Annotated in this window: 21 protein-coding genes; 13 read left to right on the forward strand and 8 right to left on the reverse strand. The window is 42.2% G+C overall.

What is annotated here, in order from left to right; genetic code table 11:
* Window positions 1-4 precede the first annotated feature (4 nt).
* The gene (locus tag RE476_RS11650) at window positions 5-442 is read right to left on the reverse strand and encodes a MarR family winged helix-turn-helix transcriptional regulator (RefSeq protein WP_309307804.1); all 438 of its coding nucleotides are present in this window, start codon (window positions 440-442) and stop codon (window positions 5-7) included.
* 198 nt (window positions 443-640) lie between these two features.
* On the opposite strand from RE476_RS11650, the gene RE476_RS11655 reads away from it, so the two are divergent.
* The 3 genes from RE476_RS11655 (at window position 641) to RE476_RS11665 (ending at window position 2249) form a co-directional block, all read left to right on the forward strand.
* Window positions 641-1447: a nitrilase-related carbon-nitrogen hydrolase gene (locus RE476_RS11655; RefSeq protein ID WP_309307805.1), complete on the forward strand. Its 807-nt coding sequence runs from the start codon at window positions 641-643 to the stop codon at window positions 1445-1447.
* Window positions 1448-1555: 108 nt separating this feature from the next.
* Window positions 1556-1687 carry a hypothetical protein gene (locus RE476_RS11660; protein WP_309307806.1) on the forward strand — a complete coding sequence of 44 codons (132 nt, stop codon included), beginning with the start codon at window positions 1556-1558 and terminating at the stop codon, window positions 1685-1687.
* Window positions 1688-1733: 46 nt separating this feature from the next.
* On the forward strand, window positions 1734-2249 hold the full coding sequence (locus RE476_RS11665; RefSeq protein ID WP_309307807.1) for a gamma carbonic anhydrase family protein: 516 nt from the start codon (window positions 1734-1736) through the stop codon (window positions 2247-2249).
* A 29-nt stretch (window positions 2250-2278) separates the two neighbouring features.
* On the opposite strand, the gene RE476_RS11670 is transcribed toward RE476_RS11665, so the two are convergent.
* Window positions 2279-2656 carry a hypothetical protein gene (locus RE476_RS11670; RefSeq protein ID WP_309307808.1) on the reverse strand — a complete coding sequence of 126 codons (378 nt, stop codon included), beginning with the start codon at window positions 2654-2656 and terminating at the stop codon, window positions 2279-2281.
* A gap of 200 nt (window positions 2657-2856) precedes the next feature.
* On the opposite strand from RE476_RS11670, the gene RE476_RS11675 reads away from it, so the two are divergent.
* From RE476_RS11675 to RE476_RS11685, 3 genes are all read left to right on the forward strand, one after another.
* Window positions 2857-3657, forward strand: a complete 801-nt coding sequence (locus RE476_RS11675; RefSeq protein ID WP_309307809.1) for a CBS domain-containing protein — start codon at window positions 2857-2859, stop codon at window positions 3655-3657.
* A 149-nt stretch (window positions 3658-3806) separates the two neighbouring features.
* Window positions 3807-4748 (forward strand): phosphotransferase, encoded by a 942-nt coding sequence (locus tag RE476_RS11680; protein WP_309307810.1) that lies wholly within the window; start codon window positions 3807-3809, stop codon window positions 4746-4748.
* Window positions 4727-5431, forward strand: coding sequence for an HAD family hydrolase (locus tag RE476_RS11685; protein ID WP_309307811.1), 705 nt, complete (start codon window positions 4727-4729; stop codon window positions 5429-5431). Before RE476_RS11680 ends, RE476_RS11685 begins: the two co-directional genes overlap by 22 nt.
* A 24-nt stretch (window positions 5432-5455) precedes the next feature.
* Here the strand turns inward: RE476_RS11685 and RE476_RS11690 are convergent, their stop codons facing one another.
* Together RE476_RS11690 and RE476_RS11695 are read right to left on the reverse strand one after the other, a co-directional pair.
* Complete coding sequence (locus RE476_RS11690) at window positions 5456-6064, reverse strand: hypothetical protein (protein WP_309307812.1); 609 nt, start codon at window positions 6062-6064, stop codon at window positions 5456-5458.
* Window positions 6065-6193: 129 nt separating this feature from the next.
* Window positions 6194-7054: a PrsW family intramembrane metalloprotease gene (locus RE476_RS11695; protein WP_309307813.1), complete on the reverse strand. Its 861-nt coding sequence runs from the start codon at window positions 7052-7054 to the stop codon at window positions 6194-6196.
* Window positions 7055-7218: 164 nt separating this feature from the next.
* On the opposite strand from RE476_RS11695, the gene RE476_RS11700 reads away from it, so the two are divergent.
* On the forward strand, window positions 7219-7680 hold the full coding sequence (locus tag RE476_RS11700; protein WP_309307814.1) for a DUF5788 family protein: 462 nt from the start codon (window positions 7219-7221) through the stop codon (window positions 7678-7680).
* A 20-nt stretch (window positions 7681-7700) separates the two neighbouring features.
* Here the strand turns inward: RE476_RS11700 and RE476_RS11705 are convergent, their stop codons facing one another.
* The 4 genes from RE476_RS11705 to RE476_RS11720 form a co-directional block, all read right to left on the reverse strand.
* Entirely contained in the window at window positions 7701-8672 is a 972-nt protein-coding gene (locus tag RE476_RS11705; protein ID WP_309307815.1) for a mechanosensitive ion channel family protein, read from the reverse strand.
* Between the two features lie 39 nt (window positions 8673-8711).
* Window positions 8712-9566, reverse strand: coding sequence for a hypothetical protein (locus RE476_RS11710; protein ID WP_309307816.1), 855 nt, complete (start codon window positions 9564-9566; stop codon window positions 8712-8714).
* A gap of 384 nt (window positions 9567-9950) precedes the next feature.
* Entirely contained in the window at window positions 9951-12410 is a 2460-nt protein-coding gene (locus tag RE476_RS11715) for a tetratricopeptide repeat protein (protein WP_309307817.1), read from the reverse strand.
* 115 nt (window positions 12411-12525) lie between these two features.
* Entirely contained in the window at window positions 12526-13122 is a 597-nt protein-coding gene (locus tag RE476_RS11720; RefSeq protein WP_309307818.1) for an IMPACT family protein, read from the reverse strand.
* A gap of 141 nt (window positions 13123-13263) precedes the next feature.
* On the opposite strand from RE476_RS11720, the gene RE476_RS11725 reads away from it, so the two are divergent.
* From RE476_RS11725 to RE476_RS11750, 6 genes are all read left to right on the forward strand, one after another.
* A complete protein-coding gene (locus RE476_RS11725) occupies window positions 13264-16425 on the forward strand; it encodes a tetratricopeptide repeat protein (RefSeq protein ID WP_309307819.1) in 3162 nt (1053 codons plus the stop codon).
* A 48-nt stretch (window positions 16426-16473) separates the two neighbouring features.
* Complete coding sequence (locus RE476_RS11730; RefSeq protein ID WP_309307820.1) at window positions 16474-17130, forward strand: HAD family hydrolase; 657 nt, start codon at window positions 16474-16476, stop codon at window positions 17128-17130.
* Between the two features lie 32 nt (window positions 17131-17162).
* Window positions 17163-17885 carry a tetratricopeptide repeat protein gene (locus RE476_RS11735; RefSeq protein WP_309307821.1) on the forward strand — a complete coding sequence of 241 codons (723 nt, stop codon included), beginning with the start codon at window positions 17163-17165 and terminating at the stop codon, window positions 17883-17885.
* A gap of 135 nt (window positions 17886-18020) precedes the next feature.
* A complete protein-coding gene (locus tag RE476_RS11740; RefSeq protein ID WP_309307822.1) occupies window positions 18021-19277 on the forward strand; it encodes a cysteate synthase in 1257 nt (418 codons plus the stop codon).
* Window positions 19274-20038, forward strand: a complete 765-nt coding sequence (locus RE476_RS11745; RefSeq protein ID WP_309307823.1) for an ATP-binding cassette domain-containing protein — start codon at window positions 19274-19276, stop codon at window positions 20036-20038. The genes RE476_RS11740 and RE476_RS11745 overlap by 4 nt, the downstream gene beginning before the upstream one ends.
* Entirely contained in the window at window positions 20035-20733 is a 699-nt protein-coding gene (locus tag RE476_RS11750; protein WP_309307824.1) for a GTP-binding protein, read from the forward strand. The genes RE476_RS11745 and RE476_RS11750 overlap by 4 nt, the downstream gene beginning before the upstream one ends.

Consider the following 20733-nt stretch of genomic DNA (forward strand, 5'->3'; position numbering starts at 1 on the left):
TTGCCTATTTATCCTGCATTCTTTCGGATACGTTTTTGAACATAGTTTCAAGTGAACTAATGATATCTTCTCTTTGAGTCCGATCTAGATTCGAAAAAAGGATATTTTCCCACTCTGCGGCTATCTTTTTCATATCAGGTTCCAACTTTCTCCCTTTATCGGTAAGAAATATCCTGTATGACCGCCTGTCTTTCTCATCGATGGTTTTGAAAACATAACCTTCATGTACAAGTTTTTTTATAGCCCTCGTAGTTGTGGCTTTATCGATCTTCAGATAGTTTGAAAGACATTCCTGATTGACACCATCTTCGTGATACAATTGCACGAGAAAAGAGAACTGTCCACTTCCTATGCCGTATGGTTCCATTTTGTTATCAATGTAGATCTGTCCATATCGGTGGAGGTATGAGATGAACTTTCCACTGAAATCATTATCATGCATTTGTACACCTTTTTTGTTTCTCTATAGTGCCGGCCAATTAGTTGCAAACGCAACGATTTGTGCACGTATACCCTTTCAACAGATATATAGTTGCCGATGCAACTAATTTTAAGATTCTTACTCTAATTACCAAAAATAGTACTAACTACAGGTTATCTTTATCATGTGAACTCTCTTTATACATCCTCTGAAAGGTGAGTGAAAACAGTGAAAGTTGCCTGCATCCAGATGAATGTCTCTGTTTGTTCAAAGAATGATAATCTTCAGCGTGCTCTTCAAATGTCAGAAGAAGCAGTTTCCAGAGAAGCTGAGTTGCTTGTTTTCCCTGAAGTATTCTCCACTGGCTTTTGTTATGATAGGATAGAAGAGGTTGCAGAAGATGTTCCCGGTCCGACAATTGAAGCTCTTTGTGATTTCTCAAAGGAACATGACTGCATCCTTGCAGGTTCAATGATAGAAAGAAGAGAAAAGGATTCAACGAACAAAAAAGGTCAGCTTTCTCAATGTAATCTGGGTTTTTGTATCGAATCAGGAAAACTGGTGGGTTCACACCGAAAGGTTCAGCTTTACGGGCCGGAAAAAGAATATTTTGCATCCGGTGCCAGCATAACTCCTATCAAACTGAAAAAGCACGATATTTCAGTCGGACTTATTATATGTAACGAACTTCGCTACCCGGAAGTTGCACGAAAACTGGCAGTTGAAGGTGCAGACATTTTTGTATCATCAGCCGAGATCCCGGATTTTTACGCTCATCCCTGGCGTATTATGTCTATTTCCAGGGCTATTGAAAATCAACTTCCTCATGTAGCCTGCAACAGGGTTGGAAGAGGAAAGCGTACAATTTATCCTGGTGGTTCTTTGATCACAGATGGTTGGGGTCGTATTTTGGAGGAAGCTGGGAAAGAGGAAACTGTTCTCATCGGGAAAATTGACCTTGATAAAGCAAAGGACATCAAACAAAAGGGCTCTATTCTACAGGATCTAAGAAATGATCTTTACTGAGTTGATGATGTATTTAATTCGCTTTGTTGATTGAAATTTCTCTTTTTTCAAAAACACCCACAGGTTTATTTTACAAACATGACCTAATTACCTAAGGAGGAGAATCCTATGGCAAGATATTGTAAGGTATGCGGAGCAAAAAGTGGAAGATGTAATCATCTGGTAATTAACTTTGGTGAAAGGGAAGAGGAAAGCGGAAAGAACAAGGATGATTCTCAAAACTCTGATACCCAAAAATGATTTTTAAGATCATTTTTGATAAGCTCTTTTGTAAAACGTGATTCAAATGATCCTTAAATTCAAATCTTCAAATCCTGATATTTCAGATTCTGCTTTTGTAGCTGACAATGCAACTGTAATAGGTGATGTTATTATCTCGGACGAGTCCAGTGTATGGTTCAGTGCGGTAATCCGTGGTGATGTAAGTTCCATCCATATAGGAAAAAGGTCAAATGTTCAGGACAACGTTGTCATTCACACATCAGACAAGCATAATGTTGAGATAGGCGATGATGTAACGATTGGTCACTGCGCCGTGGTTCATGGCTGTAAGATTGCCAGCAACGTACTCATCGGGATGAACGCCACGGTGCTGGATGGTGCAGAGATAGGAGAGAACTGTATCATCGGTGCAAATGCACTCGTGCCACCGGGGAAAAAGATACCAGCGGGAAGTCTTGTTGTTGGAGTGCCGGGGAAGGTACAGAGGCAACTCACAGATGATGACATCGTTCACATAAAAGAAAATGCGGCAGTATACGTCCGATTGCTCAAAGAATACAAAAGTATGCAGGATGAATAATTATATCCTGCTGAAAGGGTCTGTCAGAATTAAACGATGGCTAATACAAATACGATTACTCCGATTGCGAACAAAGCAGCGAATATCATAATCGTCTTTTTTCTCAGGTCTCTTTCCCTTAGGGTAAGAGATCTTAATTCATGCTCGTGTTTCTTTTCCATATTTGACCCGATAAAGGTACCGATAACCAGACCTACCATATATCCTGCAAAGATACTCTCAAGTACAATGGCAATGGGTATCCCTATTGCAATGCCGATAGCAAGCCCCCGTCCCATATAATGGCCTCTGGGGTACTTACCGGTATTCTTGTACTCTTCTCTCTTTAGCTTGAATGCGAAAAACGACATCACAAGTCCTGCAAGGAGCAGCACAAGGATAATGACCATAACAAAATTAAACGCCATGTGTCTGTTTTTGTCTCCTTTTACTTAATAGTTTACGGACCGGGGATTATATATTCATGATGGGACTGGCGGGATTTACAAATACTATTGATGCGTAATATAAAGTGGAGTAAATAATGTCCTGTCTTCTTCATTGGGTTGAAGATGCAGGAGAAGGCCTATAGTTGGGCTTACAGGCTTATCTTTAAGGGAGTGAAACAATGATAGTTGGGGACATAATGACTAAAGACCCGGTATATGTAAGAGAGACTGATCTAATGACATATGCCAGGCAGGTAATGCGTGATAACCGTTTGCATGGTCTTCCAGTGCTGGATGAAAATGACCGTGTAGTAGGCATGCTGGATGTTCAGGACATTCTCAGGATACGGTCGAACAGGTCTGAAGTAACAGTTGGGGGTTATGCTAGTGAATCTCCGCTTATAACTCCTGATATGGAAATACGTGATGCGGCAAAATTGCTGTTCGATGCACAGCAAAACCGTGCACCTGTGGTGAATTCATCCACCGACAAGACCATAGCAGGAATACTGAGCGATAGCAATATCCTGCAGCATGTCCGTCTTACGAAACTCCCTAGGAAAACCGTAGATGATATCATGAACACGAAGGTAACGACTGCATATCATGATGACACTATTTCCGGGATATGGGGTAATATGCTGGATGGGAAGTACACAGGTGTACCGGTAATATCGCATGCGGAAGAAGTTCTTGGGATTATCACCAGAAGCGATATAATAAAAGCCGGATTTGCCAGGACAGGTAACCGTTCAAGTGATTTCCATGACAGCCTGTCAGGAGATGCCCCTAAAGTTGAAAGAATGATGTCTACTCCACTTTATTCAGTCAGCCCGGGTACACTGATATCCAAAGCCATTGAAGCCATTGTTCACTATGATGTCGGACGTATATGTGTCACTGACGATAAGAAGCTCATGGGTATGGTGGACAGATTCTCCCTTATGAAAGAATGCCTTGCAGTTCAGGGTTTTGAATAATCCCTGATTCATTTTTCTTTAATTTTTTTAGGAACACCTTAAAAGCAATCCTGCGTGTCCTCTGAAAATTTAACAGATAGGCACATATAGTCATACATAGAAGTGCATAGAAGTATACATTCTATGCAATTAAACGGGGAAATGCAGTTTTGAAGTATTATGTGAACACTCTTTATCCGGGCGACTGTTTCAGGGATTGGCTTGTGGAAATTCTCGGTGAAAGAATACGGAATAAGAACTGTGAGGTTGATGTTTTCAAGTATGATCCTTCTTCACATACCGTATGCAGGTATAAGTTCAGGGGGGAAAAGTACAGTGTTGTAGCCAAGTTCTTTGCCGAACCACGTGGTAAACTTAAAAGATACAATGCCTATGAGGCAATGACAAACGAATACAACAACCTCAAGAGAGTGGAACAATTCATAAACGTTCCAAAGCCCATAGGAATAAACCAGCATTTCAATTGTGTTCTTGTGACCGAATATATCTCGGGCAAATCTCTTTTCCGTTACATGGAGAACGAAAGGAACCTTTATGACCGCCTGACATCGGTTGCGCACATGCTAAGGCGGCTCCATGACTGCACAGATGGTTATTATAATCGTGAGAGGGAATTTGCAAATTTCCATCATGTTCTGGACCAACTCAAGCTCGATAATTCCACCAGGCAGGTTTTCAATGAATTGCTTGGGAATTGGTGGCACAGTCCGCTCCTTGACCGTTATTCCGGCTGCATGGTTCACAGGGATGCTACTCCCTCTAACTACATCTTCAGAAAAAGTGTTCCATATGCCCTTGATTTTGAAAGTTCATGGGAGGGCGGTAATGCTGTAAGGGATCTGGGTATATTGTGCTCGGAGCTGAAGAACTATTTCGAGTTCAACAAAGGTTCAGGAACAAATGCCGAACCATATATTGGGCATTTTCTCTGGCATTACAGCAGAAGTGAAGATGATTTCCGCTATGTAACGCAGGTCTTGCCATTCTTCATGAGTCTTGGGCTATTGAGGTCTGCGAGATTACACCGGAGATACCCGCATTATAATTATCTAATAAAGGAGGCTCTTGAATGCCTGAAGACTCTCAGATAAAAGGTATGATATTCGATTGTTATGGTACGCTGATAGATATCCACACTGACGAAAGCAGTTTTTACACTTATGATGCCTTAAGCAAGTGGTTGCAGTATCAGGGAGTGAAGATAGACCCTCTTGTATTGAAGGAAGGATATCGTAACAAAGCAAAGTCTATAGTTGAATCTTCTACAGAGTCCCATCCCGAAATAAAGGTTGATGAGGTCTTTGAGTCGATATGCAGCGAGAATGCCATATGGGAGATCGATGCAAAGAAATTGGGCATTGAAACTTCCCGGGTATTCAGGTCCGCATCCCTGCGCACGATAGAAGCCTATCCGCAAAGCCTGATGTTTCTTGAAAAATACAGGGATTTGCCCAAATGCATAGTATCTAACGGACAGCGTGTTTTCTCAGAACTGGAATTGCAATTCCTGGGACTGCATCAGTACTTTGATTTCATTATTTTCTCTTCTGATGTAGGTTACAAGAAACCCGACACACGGATGTTTGAACGAGCAATGGAGATCATGGGTCTTGAAGCTCATGAAGTGATGTCCATAGGTGATACGCCTGAGAATGATATCTTCCCGCCACAGGAACTTGGAATGCAGGCAATGCATATTCAAGATGCATGGAAAGAAGTTGAAGGAACAGAAAAAGCAGATGCGAATACAGGAAATAAAGATGAAGAAGCTTAGTTCTTCATTAATATGCCTTTAGTCTTATTTCTCATTGATATGGCAGGAGTCACTACACATCGATCTTATAAACCCGGATACTTCGTCGTAATTGTCATCTGTGCAGAATACAATGCTCTTTTCCCCGTATCCTGCTGAGAGTGTAACGGTACTGCTGTCAGGGTGGAATGTGGCTTTTTTGATATTTTTCCATTTAAGATTCTGGTCCTGGTGAGAACTGGCAAGAAAACCTATCCCTGTTGCCGTAGGATTTCGAGCGAGAAGTCCGATGATTATTAGCAGGAAATTCAATTTACTGTTCTTGCCTCGTTGTTCTGTTCGGCTGATGGTGCTTACACTTTTGCTGTCCATACTGTAAGAAAGCATGTACATGTTCCCGTAATATACGAATATGAACAATGCTGTGAAAAAGAATAACATGCCGATGAGGGTCAAAGCATACTTCATATCTCTGGCATTGCTGCTGTTGGAATGAATGTCCCCACCAAGGATAGAAGGCAGCGTTATCAAAAGCACGATGGCAACTGTAACAAAGGTCGCAATTCCAAGGACTTTAAGCAGTTCCTTCAGGATGAACCTGTTAGTCAATATTGAAACGTCAATATCCCATTTTATATCATTTTTTGTGTCCATATCCATCACCAACCATGACCATGAGCTGAATCTGTCTCAACAGTTGAGCTATACGCTAATATATACGAACTCTATAAAATGATTATTATTTTAGCAAGAGAAATGTTTCATTGAAATCAGGGACTTCGCTCATTTCCAGCATGGAGTTTCAGGTATTCCCAGTCTCAGTTTTTCTATCTGGAGTCTCTTTGCTTCGTTGTATCTTCTCCAGAGCAGGAAAAAGCCTAAAATTGCCACAAGTACCTGTCCTGTGAATACATTTACCACCGTTTGCGGGAATATGGCTAACACTTCGGGCAGGCCGTTCCATAGTCCGTGAAGGGCGGCTACTGTCAGATATGTGCCGATGACCTTGTAGTTTATGTGGAATATCCGTGGTCCGCTTTCCCTGAACATCACACTGACAAGAATGGCCGTCCATGTGCCGTGTCCTATGGGAGAGATAACTCCTCTTACAAGAGTTATCAGGACAGTCTGTGACAGGCTGCCGCCACTTGCCAGAAATGCTGTGAAAGCGTAGCCTGTGCTTTCAAGTGCTGCAAAGCCCATTCCTGAAGCTGCACCAAGTATGAGTCCGTCCATTTCAGAATCATGGAAACAGCGTTTTGCGATGATCAGTACTCCAATTATCTTGGCAAACTCTTCTATAAGTCCGACTTCAAAGGAAAAGTACAATTTATGCTGTGAAAGAAATATTGGTTCCAGTGTAGCTGCAGCCAGCACTCCCAGCATTCCTCCATAGAAAAAAGCTAGGGCGGTTGTTGGCAGGTCGAGTTTGCTCAAATGTCTTCTCTGGTAAAAAAATGCCACATATGTGATTGGGACCAGAAAGTTTCCGAGCATAACCACCGTTGGAAAGATGTTGCTATTGCGGGTTATTGCAAGTGCAAACACTCCAAATATATACAAGAGTAATCCGCCGGTGAATACTTTAAGCCAGGAATGGTTTCGCTGGTTAACTATTTCCTCGTAGTCGGTCTGGTCTTCCATGGTATATGTGGTCTGGTTTTTGCTTTCAAACCTTTACTAATACTTATTAACTAAGTTTATTTTTATTTAAAGATGTTTGAATAGACTGTTAGTTCAAATTCTAATATAAAGTATTAGCACATATTATCCTGATAATAGTATTTCATCACAGGGAGTAATTACACATGCCCGAATCAGCTAAGGACAATATGATCTCCGAATGGGAAAGAAAACAGCTTCTTGCAGCGTTGCATGCCCGGCTTTTCTGGGTAGGCGAGGAAGTGCCGTATTCAGTGGAGATCAAAGGAGAAAAATGCAAGCCGCATGACCTGGTTTGGGATCTCATAAACAAAGATACGCTATCAGATGATGATGTCAGGCATATTGATACATACATCTCCTATATCCGGGAAAAGGAAAAAGAGGATGAGCTGAAATTAGCAACAAGCAAACTCACACGAAAGGATGCAAAGGCTCTTTTCAACGAGACTGCCGGGCTTCTCAGGGCGATAATGGATCTCAGGGAGATTGAGGACGGAACTGCTAAAGAGAAGGAACAGGAATTTCGTGATACATTTTCCAGGGAACGTGTAGATGAAGCACGCAGGTGGCTTCAATTCCTGAAAGATAGTGGAACATTGGAATAGAAACTTCTTATCTGTTATGGTCATTTGCCGGAATAAGATATGGTTTTAATTTCCGGCATTTTTGTAACTTCAATACTTGAGATACTTCCTATAAGGATATCCGATTCATCGGCAAAGACCTCAAGAAGATTCCGGACGATCATATCATTGACGTGTCTTCGCTTTTTAGGATCAACCACATAACGAAGATGCATCTCTATCCTGTCTCCTTCGATCTGCATAAATACCTTTGTATCAACATCATAGGATGTCAAGAGGTATCTCTGTTCCATATTTGCAAGCTCTCTTTTTGAATGTTCAACGTAATCTTTTATGAGTTCATTAGTGGTTTCAAGTGCATTTGACTTTGCCTTCTCCCAGTTACTCTCTGGAGCCAGCATAATGGTCACTTCATCCCATATGAATGAGAAGTCCCTTGTGTAGTTCTTTACTGTATTGTTCAGGACAAAACTGTTCGGAACGTTGAGTATCCTTCCTGAGTACTGGTCCCCGTCAACCCATTCTCTTATCTCCATCAGGGTCGTGTGGAAATATGCAATATCAAGCACATCCCCATAGCAGTCGTCTACCTGTATTCTGTCTCCTGCCCGAAAGGATTTTGAGAACAGGATAATAATACCGCCAGCAAAGTTACGAAACACATCCTGCAACGTGATAACGATACCTGCACTGAAGATACCATATGCAATTATAAGGGTGGTAGTTTCCTTGAAAAAAACGATTAATAACGATCCCACTGCGAGCAAGGTAATGAAGATGGATGATACTTTTCTGAGCGTGTACCTGTCTCTGGTATCATGCACTCTTTCCATTATGATATTTCCAAGAAAAGCACCCAGCAAATATGCAAGCAGAATTATCAATGATGCATGTATGAGTTTTACGACCAGAGTTCCATAATTTGTGGCATAGTCCGTGAAGTAATTCAAGTAAGAAAGTATCAGGACAAGGGCAGTAAAAAATAAGATGGCAATATTAGCTCTCCCACTCACATAATAATGTTGAGCTGGATATTATAATAATTTAATCCACTATCCATTCTTAACATCTGAATGCAGTAAGATGCCGGATACTATGCTATATGCTCCGATTCCTGCAAAGATACAAAAAACGAATGCACCCAGTGCAAGATTTATTTCATGTTGTGCAGTTCCCATTCCTAAAAAGACAAGTATCCCAATTATCCTTGCCATTTTTATTCTTGCAGGGTCCAGAGGTTCATTTGTCCTGTCTCCGACACTTTCTAATTTCCCAGGCCATATGATAACAGGCAGGAACATTACGGTTCCAAACACAACAAACAGTATGCTTTCGTATGAGTAAGCAAATGTGATCTCTCTATTTTCAACGCAAACGATGGCTGAAATAATTAGCATAAGTACTCCTATGGGCAGGTGGTGTTTTGCAGGCGCATTCAACCGGCTGTCGATTATAAATCCTACTGCTGTCAGAATGCCGTATATCCAGGACATATAGTATGCCAGTATTGTCCCGATGATGGCGGTTAATAAAGAATCCATTATTCCGGCAGGCATGCCACTTGAATGGTTGACAGTTCTCAGGATAAGAAGGAACCAGACAAAAGGGAGGATGCTTGGTATTTCAAAGATCATCATGAATGCAAGTGCCAGAAATACAGTTACAAAAGCTCCCCGCTCTTTGTCGGGATCAAGCTCTCTTGAGATGGCCCATAGAAAAAATACGAGCAAACCAGCTTTTATTCCTGTTGTCAGGCTCGTGTAGTTAGTTTCTCCACGGGCTGCATTGAAAAGTGAAATAGTGGTATAAATAATAAAAGTGAGAACTGCAATGATGATTATCAATTTATTTGTAAAATAACCAAAATTCAGGGAACGACCTATAGTAGTTATTTCATGATTATTCATCTTTGTAAAGGTTGATAATATCTGATTTTAAGGTTTCCTATCATTTATTAGGCAATCCTAAAAGGACCTCATCATTATGATGATTATTAGATATGATAGTGTAGATATATTTATATAGTATGTTTTAATAGTAAGTATTGTGTCACATACAAGATGGAATGTGGCTAAATGTCCCAAATGGTACGATATGGACATCATCAAAAACCCGTCAAAAAACGAAATTGGATTGCACAGGAATGTGGACTTTACGATACTCCCCTCAGTATCTCCTCGATATGTTTGCAAGTGTCCACATTCCACTCGTCAATTTTTCATAGTGGAGTATGAGCTATAAAGGGTTTGCATTCCGTTTACCACGGAATGCGGGGTTATTGTCATTTCACTTTATTCAATGCCATCTTTTATCTTTCTGGCATTTTCATACATCCATGATGCATCTTCTTTTCTTCCCATAAGTTCCAGTGTATACCCGAGATTCTCAAGCGAAATGGTCACATTGGAACGATATGTAAGGTTCTCAGGTTCTAACTCCATGATACCTGCAAAGGTCTTCAGGGCATTTTCATAACTTTTCTTCGCTTCTGCATGCATTCCTATACTAAGGAAAAAGGAACCTACGCCATCAAGAACACCTGCATAATCCAGCTGATGCTCTGTGTTTGAAGGATTTGCATTCATCAATGACCTGTAGGTGTCAAGAGACATCTCATATCTGCTTCTTGCTTCATCACTGTCATTCCGGCTTGCTGCAAGTTCTGCTATTCTTGCATGCAGTGCTGCAATCCTTTCTACCGGAAAAACACTTTCTGGTTCCAGGTCAGCCAGCCCTGCGTATGCATCAAGTGCATAGTTGTACATGTAGCCTGATTCTTCAGTCTCTCCTTTTTCTGAAAGGACATATGCAATATTCTCGATCACAGCTGCACGGTTAGCAAGAATAGAAACATCGTTTCCATTCATTTCCATCAGTTTGTTGTATTTTGAAAGCAAGAATTCGAATATTTCAAGTCCCTCAGCTCCCGGTTGCTGGTCGGCTGAGGTCTTGAGTCTTTCAAGAAGTTTGACTATCTTAGACAGGTATGTGTTTTTGGTATCCATTTCCTGAAGTTGTTCGTATGCCTGAAGTGCTTCTCTGGTTTGCCCCATTGCAACCATGATGTCCGCTATCTTTCCCTGGAGTTCCCTTATTCCTGCTACATTCTTTTCATTCTCATCAGGTACAAGCCCCAGTAGTTCAGTTCTGATCTCCAGTATATTCTCATACTCTTTTTTCAGGATCTCTACATTTCCAGTGCTATCTGCCTTCTTTTCTTTTTCAAGCAGTATTTCATTAATCCTGTCAATGTATCCTTTGCCAAAGGGTTCTGTTTTCACAAGTTGCATATAACTGAGCAAAGCATCATCATTCAGTCCAAGACTGAGCTGTGTTTTTGCTATATTTTCCAGAACATCATTCATTTTGGAATCATCTCCAGTTGCATGTCTGACAGTTTCATAAGTTGAAATAGCCCTGTTGAAGTACTCAAGTGCTTCTGAATAAGCACTCTTTTCAGCAAGTATTTTGCCAGCTTCATGGCATATTCCTGCACTGATCAGTCCAAGTTCCAGGCTTTCCTGGCTCACTGTCTTTATCTTTTCTTCTAGGTTGCTGTACAAATTCAGTTTTGTATCGGCATCGTCTGCCAGTTCTATAAGTGCAAGCATATCTTCAATGATGGATACTCCTGCCTGCAGACTCGAACTGTCATCATGTTCACTTTCAAGAACCTGCAATGTAATATCCACAGATTCTTCTATTCTTTGCATTGCTTCTTCAATTCTGCCTGCCTCTTTTAGCAGGTTTCCAATAATGTCAAGAGAGAAAGCTACATTCAACTGGTAAGATGTATTTGATGGCATGGAAGCCAGCAATTTTCGGGACATTTCCAGTATTGACCCATATTTTTCCAGCAAAATTTCGGAGTTTTCTTCATTTTCCAGCATCCTGTTCATATCTCTCAGGATCTTTATAGCAATCTTCCTGTTAACGGATTCCGGGTCTTCATCAAAGTGCGTAGAGATATTTTCCAGTGCCTCTTGCAGTTTCATGAATGCAGCATCATGTTTACCCTCATTCTCCAGTGCATGTGCAAAATTCTGTAACGCTGTGGGCACATCTAAAGAAACAACATTATTTGCACGTGTTTCTTCAAGGTACATTTCCAGTAATTGACCGTACCTTCCTTCTTCCAGTCCGGTTGCACTCTCGATGGGTATATTCAGCAGGTTCTCAAGTATTGTGATTCTCTTAAGCTGGTATTCAGCATCTTCTTTTTTGCTCTCAGCTGTTTTCTCATGGAGCTTGAAGGCTTCTTCAAATATTCTTAATGCATCGTCGTTCTCGCGCATTTCCGCAAGCAATGCACCCATGTTGTTCAAAGTTGACACTGCATTTGATACATGGGATGTGTTTGAAGGCTCTTTTTCAATTAGTTCCCTGTAAATCTGTGCAGATATCTTGTATTTATTCCTGGCTTCTTCTTTCCTGCTCGAGTCTTCAAGGGCTGTTGCCATATTACTGAACATACTTGCCCTTTGTTCAGGGGACATATACTTCGGGTTTTCTTCAAGGATCTCAGAAGCTGAAATGTATCTTTCCAGTGCTTCCTCTTTTTGATCGTGTGAATATAAAAGGTCTGCATATGTCTGTAATACTGCGACCAGTATCTGGGGCGATTCTGCTCCCTTTGCCTGCTCTTCAGCCTGTTTCAGGTTTTCAAGTGCATCTTCATGCAGTCCTTTCTCAATGAGGCTTACTCCTTTATTGAAGTGCCTGAATGCCATATCTCTTGCTCTTTTGGACATAGTGCTCTCGGTTTTTTGATGATGGTAATTAACAACATAAGTTATACTATTTATTTTATGCTGGGAAAATAATAATGAATGATTACATTGATTCTGCTTTTTAGGTGGAATTATCTTATTTAATAATAACCCTGTTCTTAGTTACATTGATAACCTTTTCTATTAATGCATCCTTTGACTCAGAATCGACCTCTACTGTAAAATGCACTACGTCTGTATATTTTGCTTCCAGGATAGTTCCGTACTCCGAAACCAGTTTGGTAACAGCATCAATATTCGAATAATCGGATTCCATATGGACGAGTGTCCTATCCCGTACCTCGACAGTCCCCGCATTCTCTATAGCTTCAATCGCTGTCTCCCTGTATGCTCTGGCAAGCCCCCCAAAACCCAGTTTAATACCACCAAAATATCTGCTTACCACCACCGCCACATTGCTGAGTTCCTTCATCTCCAGAACTCTGAATACTGGCTTTCCTGAACTACCGGCTGGTTCTCCATCATCATCATATTTCATCGCGAGCACATTATCTGCATTTATAAGGTATGCAGAAACATTGTGATTTGCATCAGTATGTTTACTTTTGATCAATTTGATGAATTTTTTTGCATCATCTTCATCTGTTACGGGAACTGCGCAGGCAATGAATATCGAATTCCTGAACTTCTTCTGAGCCTGCCCTGTTTCTTTCAATGTTATGCAGGTTGACACTTATATTCACCCGTTTGTCCACTGTTATTATATGCCATGCATTATATTTGTAAAATTTATATTCAATATCTGTAAATACTTCAAAATCCTATATTATTATTCATAAGTGTTAGTGCTCAATTATTACTATCAGGTAATGTCATGGTCTTTAAAAATCCTGTCATATATATAATCCTCTTATTGATGTTATCTCCTCTCTGCCCTTTAGCTGTTAGTCTGGGGCAGGAAGCCAGGGGTATGAATTCAATAGCAGTCTCTATGACTGAAAATGGCACATACGATGAAGCTCTTCTTTATTATGATAAAGCTCTTGAAACAGAACCTGATTATATTCAGGCACTGGATAACAAAGGTTCAACACTTTTCCTGATGGGAGACTACAGTGAAGCGTCAAAGGCATACGATGGTGTACTTTCCAGATATCCGGATTCCTCCGCAGCTCTTTTCAAAAAAGGTATGTCTCTGTCCCGACAGGGCAACCATGAAGATGCACTCGTCTATTATGACAGGTCCCTCCAATTGCTCTCAAATGAAAGTGTTTCCGATTACGAGCCAATCTTTGACATCGGTCTTTTTACCTTTTTGGACGCTTCTCAGGGATACGAAATAAATGATATAACCTATGATTCCCGGCTTCCAAGTGTCTGGTATCAGAAAGCCCTGTCACTTGAAGCTCTTGAAAGGCACAATGAATCCCTTTACTATTATGATCTCATTCTGGACTTTGCTAATTCACATTCTACTGAACTTTCAAGACATGCGGCCAGCTTATATGATCTTGGCAAATACAATGAGTCCATAGGTGTTTATGATGAAGCACTTGAGATAGAACCTGATAATGCTGCTTACTGGTATGGAAAAGGACTTGCCTATGACAAATTGGGTGATTTTCAGAATGCTATAACCGCTTATGACAGAGCTCTGGATTTTGCACCCGGGAATCTCAATGCGCATTATAACAAGGCACAGGATCTTGAGGCATTGGGTCAGTTTCAACTTGCAGTGCAGCAATATGATAAAATCCTCACGGTGGATCCATATGCAGTTGATGCCTGGTACAAGGTAGGAAAAGTCTATGAGCAGCTTGGGAATTATGACTCTGCCCTGAAAGCATATGGCCAGGTTCTCATTTATGAGCCTGAAAATGCAGATGCATGGAGCTGCAAGGGTAATGTCCTCAATAAAATGGGGAGATACGCAGAGGCTATAGAAGCTTATGATAAGGCATTGAAGCTTGGACCCGACAGTACGTCAGTAGAGTCATTTGGTTCCGGAGCCAATCTTTTTGGTGTGCCCATGGAAGTTTCCGTTTGTTACGGAAACACTCCTGAATTCGAGTCTGATTCTGCCTTGCTGTGGTTCAACAAAGGTCTTGCTTTCTACAAAATGGCGGATTATGAAAATGCAATCGAGGCGTTTGATAATGCAGGTGCCATTGAGCCGGATTTCCCAATGCTCTGGTATAAAATGGCCAATTCATACGATAGTCTTGAGCTATATGATGAAGCCGTTGGGTCATACGAGAAAGCTTTGAAGATCGATGATTCATGTGCAAGGGTTTACTATGACCTTGCTCTGGATTATGATCGGCTTGGCGAGTACAGTGACGCACAAAAAGCATATTTAAAGGCTGCAAAGCTGGAACCCAATTTCACATCAGCTCTTTACAACAGGGCTCTGGATCTGGATAATCTGGGAAAATATGATGATTCTGTTGAGGTTTATGAACAGGTACTCGAGTTACATCCTGAGTCTGTGGATGCATGGCTGCGGAAAGGCAATGCACTACATGAACTTGGAAGATATGATGAAGCTATAGTTTCCTATGAACAGGTGCTTCAGTTAAACCCAACCCACTCTGTTGCCAGATTCCAGTTAAATGTAAATCAGGACTTACTCGGGAACAAGAACGGTTCAGCTTCATATTACCCAACAACATCCACATTGTTCGGTGTAATGGATGATGACGTTTTCAGTTCGGACCTCTTCATATGGTATACTTCAAATCCGTTCTCAAATGACAACATCAATGATCTGGATGATGCTGAAATACTTGGTGATGTTATCAGTTATGACAGAGTCTGGGTTTCAAGGGGTTCTTCCTTTGAGAGTATGTCTATGCCAGAGCTTGCTATAGATTCTTATACGAAAGCTATACTTCTCAATCCTGATTCTGCAGAGGCCTGGACAAGTATGGCATCGTCTTATGATAAGCTTGGAAATTATGCGGATGCTGTTGCCTCTTATGAAAAGGCAGTACTGATAGACCCAGATAATTCAGAGGCCTGGTATAGCAAGGGTCTTTCACATTATAATAATGGAGACGATCAACTGGCAATTGAATCCTTTGAGAGGGTACTGCAAAAAGAACCTGCAAACTATAATGCTCTTTACTTTAAGGCTTCAGCTTACGATAATCTGGGAATGTACTCTGAGTCTCTCCGGTCTTATGAGGTCATACTGCAAAAAGATACCCAGAATACTGATGTATGGTACAAGGCTGGCTATGCTGCATACCAGCTTGGAACATATGACCGTTCGATCGATGCTTTCAACAATGTCCTGAAGTATGACCCTACAAACGTTACGGTTCTTAAATTACAGAGCAGTGCCGCCGATAATCTCGGAAGGTATGAAATGGCACTGAGTTTCTATGACAGGGTACTGGCCATTACTCCTGCAGATTCCATTGCAATGTTTGGACAAGCCTCAGTCTATGAGAATCTGGGAAGATATGAGGATGCGCTTGCGACTTATGATATCATCCTTGAACTTGAGCCTGGCAACACCAAGGCATTGAACAGCAAAGGTTTCACGTATTATCTGATGGGTGACCTTGCAAGTGCTTCATCAACATTTGAGATGGCAGCAAGCTCCGATCCAACCAGTGCTTCCGCATGGTATCACCTAGGAATGCTGTCGTATCTAAGGAGCAGTTATACCGGTTCCATCTATTATTACGACAAGGCGCTGGAACTTGACCCTTCATGCACCACTGCCTGGTATAACAAAGGTTTCATCCTCAATATCCTTGGAGATGTTGATGCTGCGGTGGAATGCTATGATAAGGTACTGGCAATCGATCCGAACTCGGCATCTGCCCTCTACAACAAACAGTTCGCATTGTACCGTATCGGTAAATCCGTCACAGCAGATGCAACAAAAGAGAAGCTGGATTCCATTGATCCGAGTTTTGCAGCTTCTCTCGATGACAGGGGTACTGAGTTCTTCCTTCCATCCAGCTATAGCGACACACTGGATTACAAGCTGCCCCAGAGATGGTACAACAGTACTGTTGAATGAATTCATTTGTCACATAAGATTTATCGCGTATGGAGGTAATTACAGTCCATGTTAAGTTCCCTTATTTTTGACATGGACGGTGTACTTGTCGATTCCATGGCATATCATGCGCAGGCATGGATGCAGGTTTCCAGTGAAGTAGGTGTCAATGTTACGCCTGCTGATATCTATGAAATAGAAGGTGCCAATCACAGGCTTGGCCTGCAATGGCTTTTCCAGAAGGCAGGCAGGGATTTTGAACCGGAGATGTACGAAAAGATCCTGCAAAGGAAAATCGAGATATTCCATAGTATTGCCAATGTGAAAGCATTTGATGGCATGGAAGATTGTCTAAGTGCTCTTAAGAATAAATTCAGGCTGGCGGTTGTTACCGGTTCTGAAAAGGCTACAGTTGAATCATTTATGGATCAGTTCTTCCCGGGAATCTTTGATGTTGTGGTTTCAGGTGAAGACGTGCATTATGGAAAACCATATCCTGAACCTTATCTTAAAGCTGTTGAAATGCTGGGCATTGCAAAGGATGAGTGCATCGTTATAGAGAATGCACCCATGGGCGTTGAATCTGCAAAAAAGGCAGGTCTTTATTGCATAGGTGTGCCGACGTATGTTTCTCCTGCTATATTATCTGAGGCAGACCTTGTATTGGAGAACCACGCAATACTACAAAAGTACCTGTATGATATTCTTGAAGGGCAGCATTCGTAAGTTTTTAAAACCCATCTCCTAATATACTCTTTATGGGTGAAAATACTGAAGCCGATATGAAGGCCATGCTTGCAGACAACATGAGCAGTCTGAAGGAACTTTTCCGTGAGACTCCGAGTATGGAGCATCTTCTCCAGATAGTTGCTACCTATCACGGGATGGAGCAGACCGAACGAGGCATTGGTTTTGCCGAAGCTTTCATCATGCAGATAGAGGATGAAAAGGATCGGCTGTTACAGGCCTCCATGGTTCTGGAAATGGTAGATAGGAATGAAGAAGCACTTACCTATCTGGGTGAAGCTGAAGACAAGTTTCCTGATGATGTACAGGTGAAAAACCACCGTGGTATGCTTTTGAACAAATTGTCTGAATTCGAGAAAGCTCTTTCAATTTATGAAGGTCTGCTTGAGAGCAGTCCAAAATCACTCGAGTCACTTTCAGGTAAATTGATTGCATTGACCGGACTTGGAAGGCACGGTGATGTACTCAAATTGTATAAAACATCTATTGCTATAACTCCTTCAACAGTCCAGGACTGGCATTTCAAGGGAGTAATTGATGGAATTCTCAAAGATTATTTTGAGGCTGAAAAAGGGGCTTCCATTACGGATGGACAGGCTGACAAATTATCCCAGAGCTTTAACTCAATTGACCACATAATAGAAGGACTTGGGCCCGAAGTTCGTAATTTCTACATGATGGGTAATTTTGCAGGTAAAGAGATCTATCACGAAATACTGGAAAACAAAGGCTGAGTTTTCCAATATTTTTATTAAGAATACCCCTGACATTGTCCTTTTTGTACGTTATTATCTTTTATTTCACCCTCATAAGGACTATAGTCCATTCAAAAGGATAACTTTTATAATCGCTCTTGCCACATTTGTCATATGAACAAGTACAGTGTGAAATGCCTGCTGTGTGGCGAAGTTCACGACCCTTATTCATTGAACTGCAAAAAGGGTGATGATTCTTTTCTTCGTGCTTATTACACAGCAAAACAGTTGATGCCAACTGATATGCCTGGTATCTGGAGATATTACAACTGGCTGCCCACAGAAGGTATCATAGAAGAAGGTTCCGGAAGAACTGTCACTTATAAGAGTGAGAACCTTGCTTCAGCTCTTGGCCTTGATGATCTGTGGATCGCTTTTAACGGTTACTGGCCTGAGAAGAATGCATACATTATGACCTGCACTTTCAAGGACCTTGAATCGTTCCCCACCATGCAGAGACTCAGGGAACAGGGGGATAAAAGAATAATCGTAGTGGCATCCGCAGGCAATACTGCCAGGGCATTTGCTCATGCATGCAGTGTAACGGGCCAGCCTCTGCTTCTTGTAGTTCCTAAGGACAGCGCCCACAGGTTGTGGACGCTACATGATGATAATCACTCAGTATGCCTTGTTACGGTTGAAGGCGACTATTTCGATGCAATATCCCTTGCGGGTAAGCTGGCATCCAGAGAAGGTTTTGTGAATGAGGGTGGTGCTAAGAATGTTGCCAGACGAGATGGCATGGGCACTGTAATGCTGGATGCAGTCCTTACTTCCAATGAACTGCCGGCTCATTATTTCCAGGCAGTTGGCAGCGGCACAGGCGGTATATCAGCATGGGAAGCATCCATGAGATTACTTGAGGATGGAAGATTTGGAGACACTTTGCCAAAACTCCAGCTTGGTCAGAATCTTCCGTGTGCTCCGCTATATTCTCTCTGGAATGATGTTGATGCAGTAGATGCTGCATGTCCCGAAGGAATGTATGATGATGTTCTCTTTAACCGGAAACCTCCATTTGCTATAAAAGGCGGTGTAAAAGATGCCCTTGAAGCAACAGGCGGAATCCTCTATGCAGTAAACAACAAAGAGGCATCTGAAGCTCAGGAACTCTTTGAGAGATCCGAGGGTATAGACATAAATCCTGCTGCTGCAGTTGCAGTCGCTTCACTGGTGCAGGCTGTAAAAGCCGGTAATGTCAAATCAACTGAAAAAATTGTCCTGAATATCACAGGCGGCGGTCAAAAACGATTGATGCAGGATTATGAATTAAAACAACTACCTGTTTCCCTTACGGTATCAGCAAAGGACGAAGACGCAGAGGCTAAGGTAGTAACAAAGGCAGCAGAATTATTTGGTGCATTATTATGACTGAAATATTGAATCTTACTATAATTGGCGGTGTCAACAAGGACGGCGTTGATGAACCTATAAGGTCAGTTGAAATATCTCGTGGCGAGATCGTGGGTATTGTCGGTCCCACAGGCTCTGGAAAGAGTACGCTTATCGATGACATAGAGCAGCTTGCACAGGGTGACACTCCGACAGGCAGGACACTTCTTATCAATGGTGAAAAACCAGATGCGGATATACGTGTGGATCCTCGTCAGAAACTCGTGGCCCAGTTATCCCAGAACATGCATTTCCTTGCTGACATGACGGTTGAGGAATTCCTGGAGATGCACGCACGCAGCAGGGGAAAGGACACAAGCCTTGTTGCAAGGGTTATAGAGCTTGCAAACACCCTTACAGGTGAACCTATTGCCGCGCATCACCATCTTACAGCTCTTAGCGGTGGTCAGTCCAGATCGCTCATGACCGCGGACATCGCAGTGATAAGTGATTCTCCTGTGGTGCTTATTGATGAAGTAGAGAACGCAGGGATAAAAAAACAGGAAGCTCTCCAGTTACTTGCAGGCGAAGGTAAGATCGTTGTAGTGGTCACACATGACCCGGTACTTGCTCTGATGTCTTCCCGTAGGATAGTCATCAGGAACGGTGGCATGGTGGATATTATTACCACAAGCCAGCAGGAGCAGGATGTCTGTGGAAGGATCACCGAGGTAGATAACTGGCTCATGTCTCTCAGGGATACCATCCGGCGCGGCGATATTGTTGAGGGCATTGCATGAAACTGGTAGTAGTTGCCGGCACGCCGGGTTCCGGGAAGACATCAGTTCTGCTTCACACGATAAAAGCTCTCATAAGACATGGTAAAAATCCAGCTGTTGTCAAAGTAGATTGTCTCTGGACAGATGATGACCAGCGTTTCAAGAAACTGGATATTCCGGTTCATGTGGGTCTTGCCAAGGACATGTGTCCTGACCATTTTACCATTTATAACACTGATGAAATGCTCAAATGGGCCGAAGATGAAGGCGCAGATGTCCTGTTTAGCGAAACAGCCGGACTTTGCCTGCGCTGTGCCCCATACCCCGATGAGTGCCTTGCAGTATGTGTTATTGATGTAACCACAGGCCCCAACACGCCGTTGAAGGTTGGTCCCCTTCTGACTACTGCTGATGTAGTTGTCACGACAAAAGGTGACCTTGTATCCCAGGCAGAACGTGAGGTTTTCAGGGAACGTGTGCTTGAGGTGAATCCCGGGTGTAAGATCGTGGAGGCCAATGGTCTCACGGGAAAAGGTGCATTCGAACTTGCAGAAACGGTACGTTTGGGCCCGGATGTTTGCGATAACATGGTTCTGCGCTATAACCCTCCTCTTGCCATATGTTCCCTGTGTACCGGGGAAACCCGTGTTGCAAGGAAACACCACATGGGTGTTTTGAGGCGCCTTGACGGATTTATGGAATACAAGGGAGAATAA

The organism is Methanolobus mangrovi (assembly GCF_031312535.1).
GTDB classification, from domain to species: Archaea; Halobacteriota; Methanosarcinia; order Methanosarcinales; family Methanosarcinaceae; genus Methanolobus; species Methanolobus mangrovi.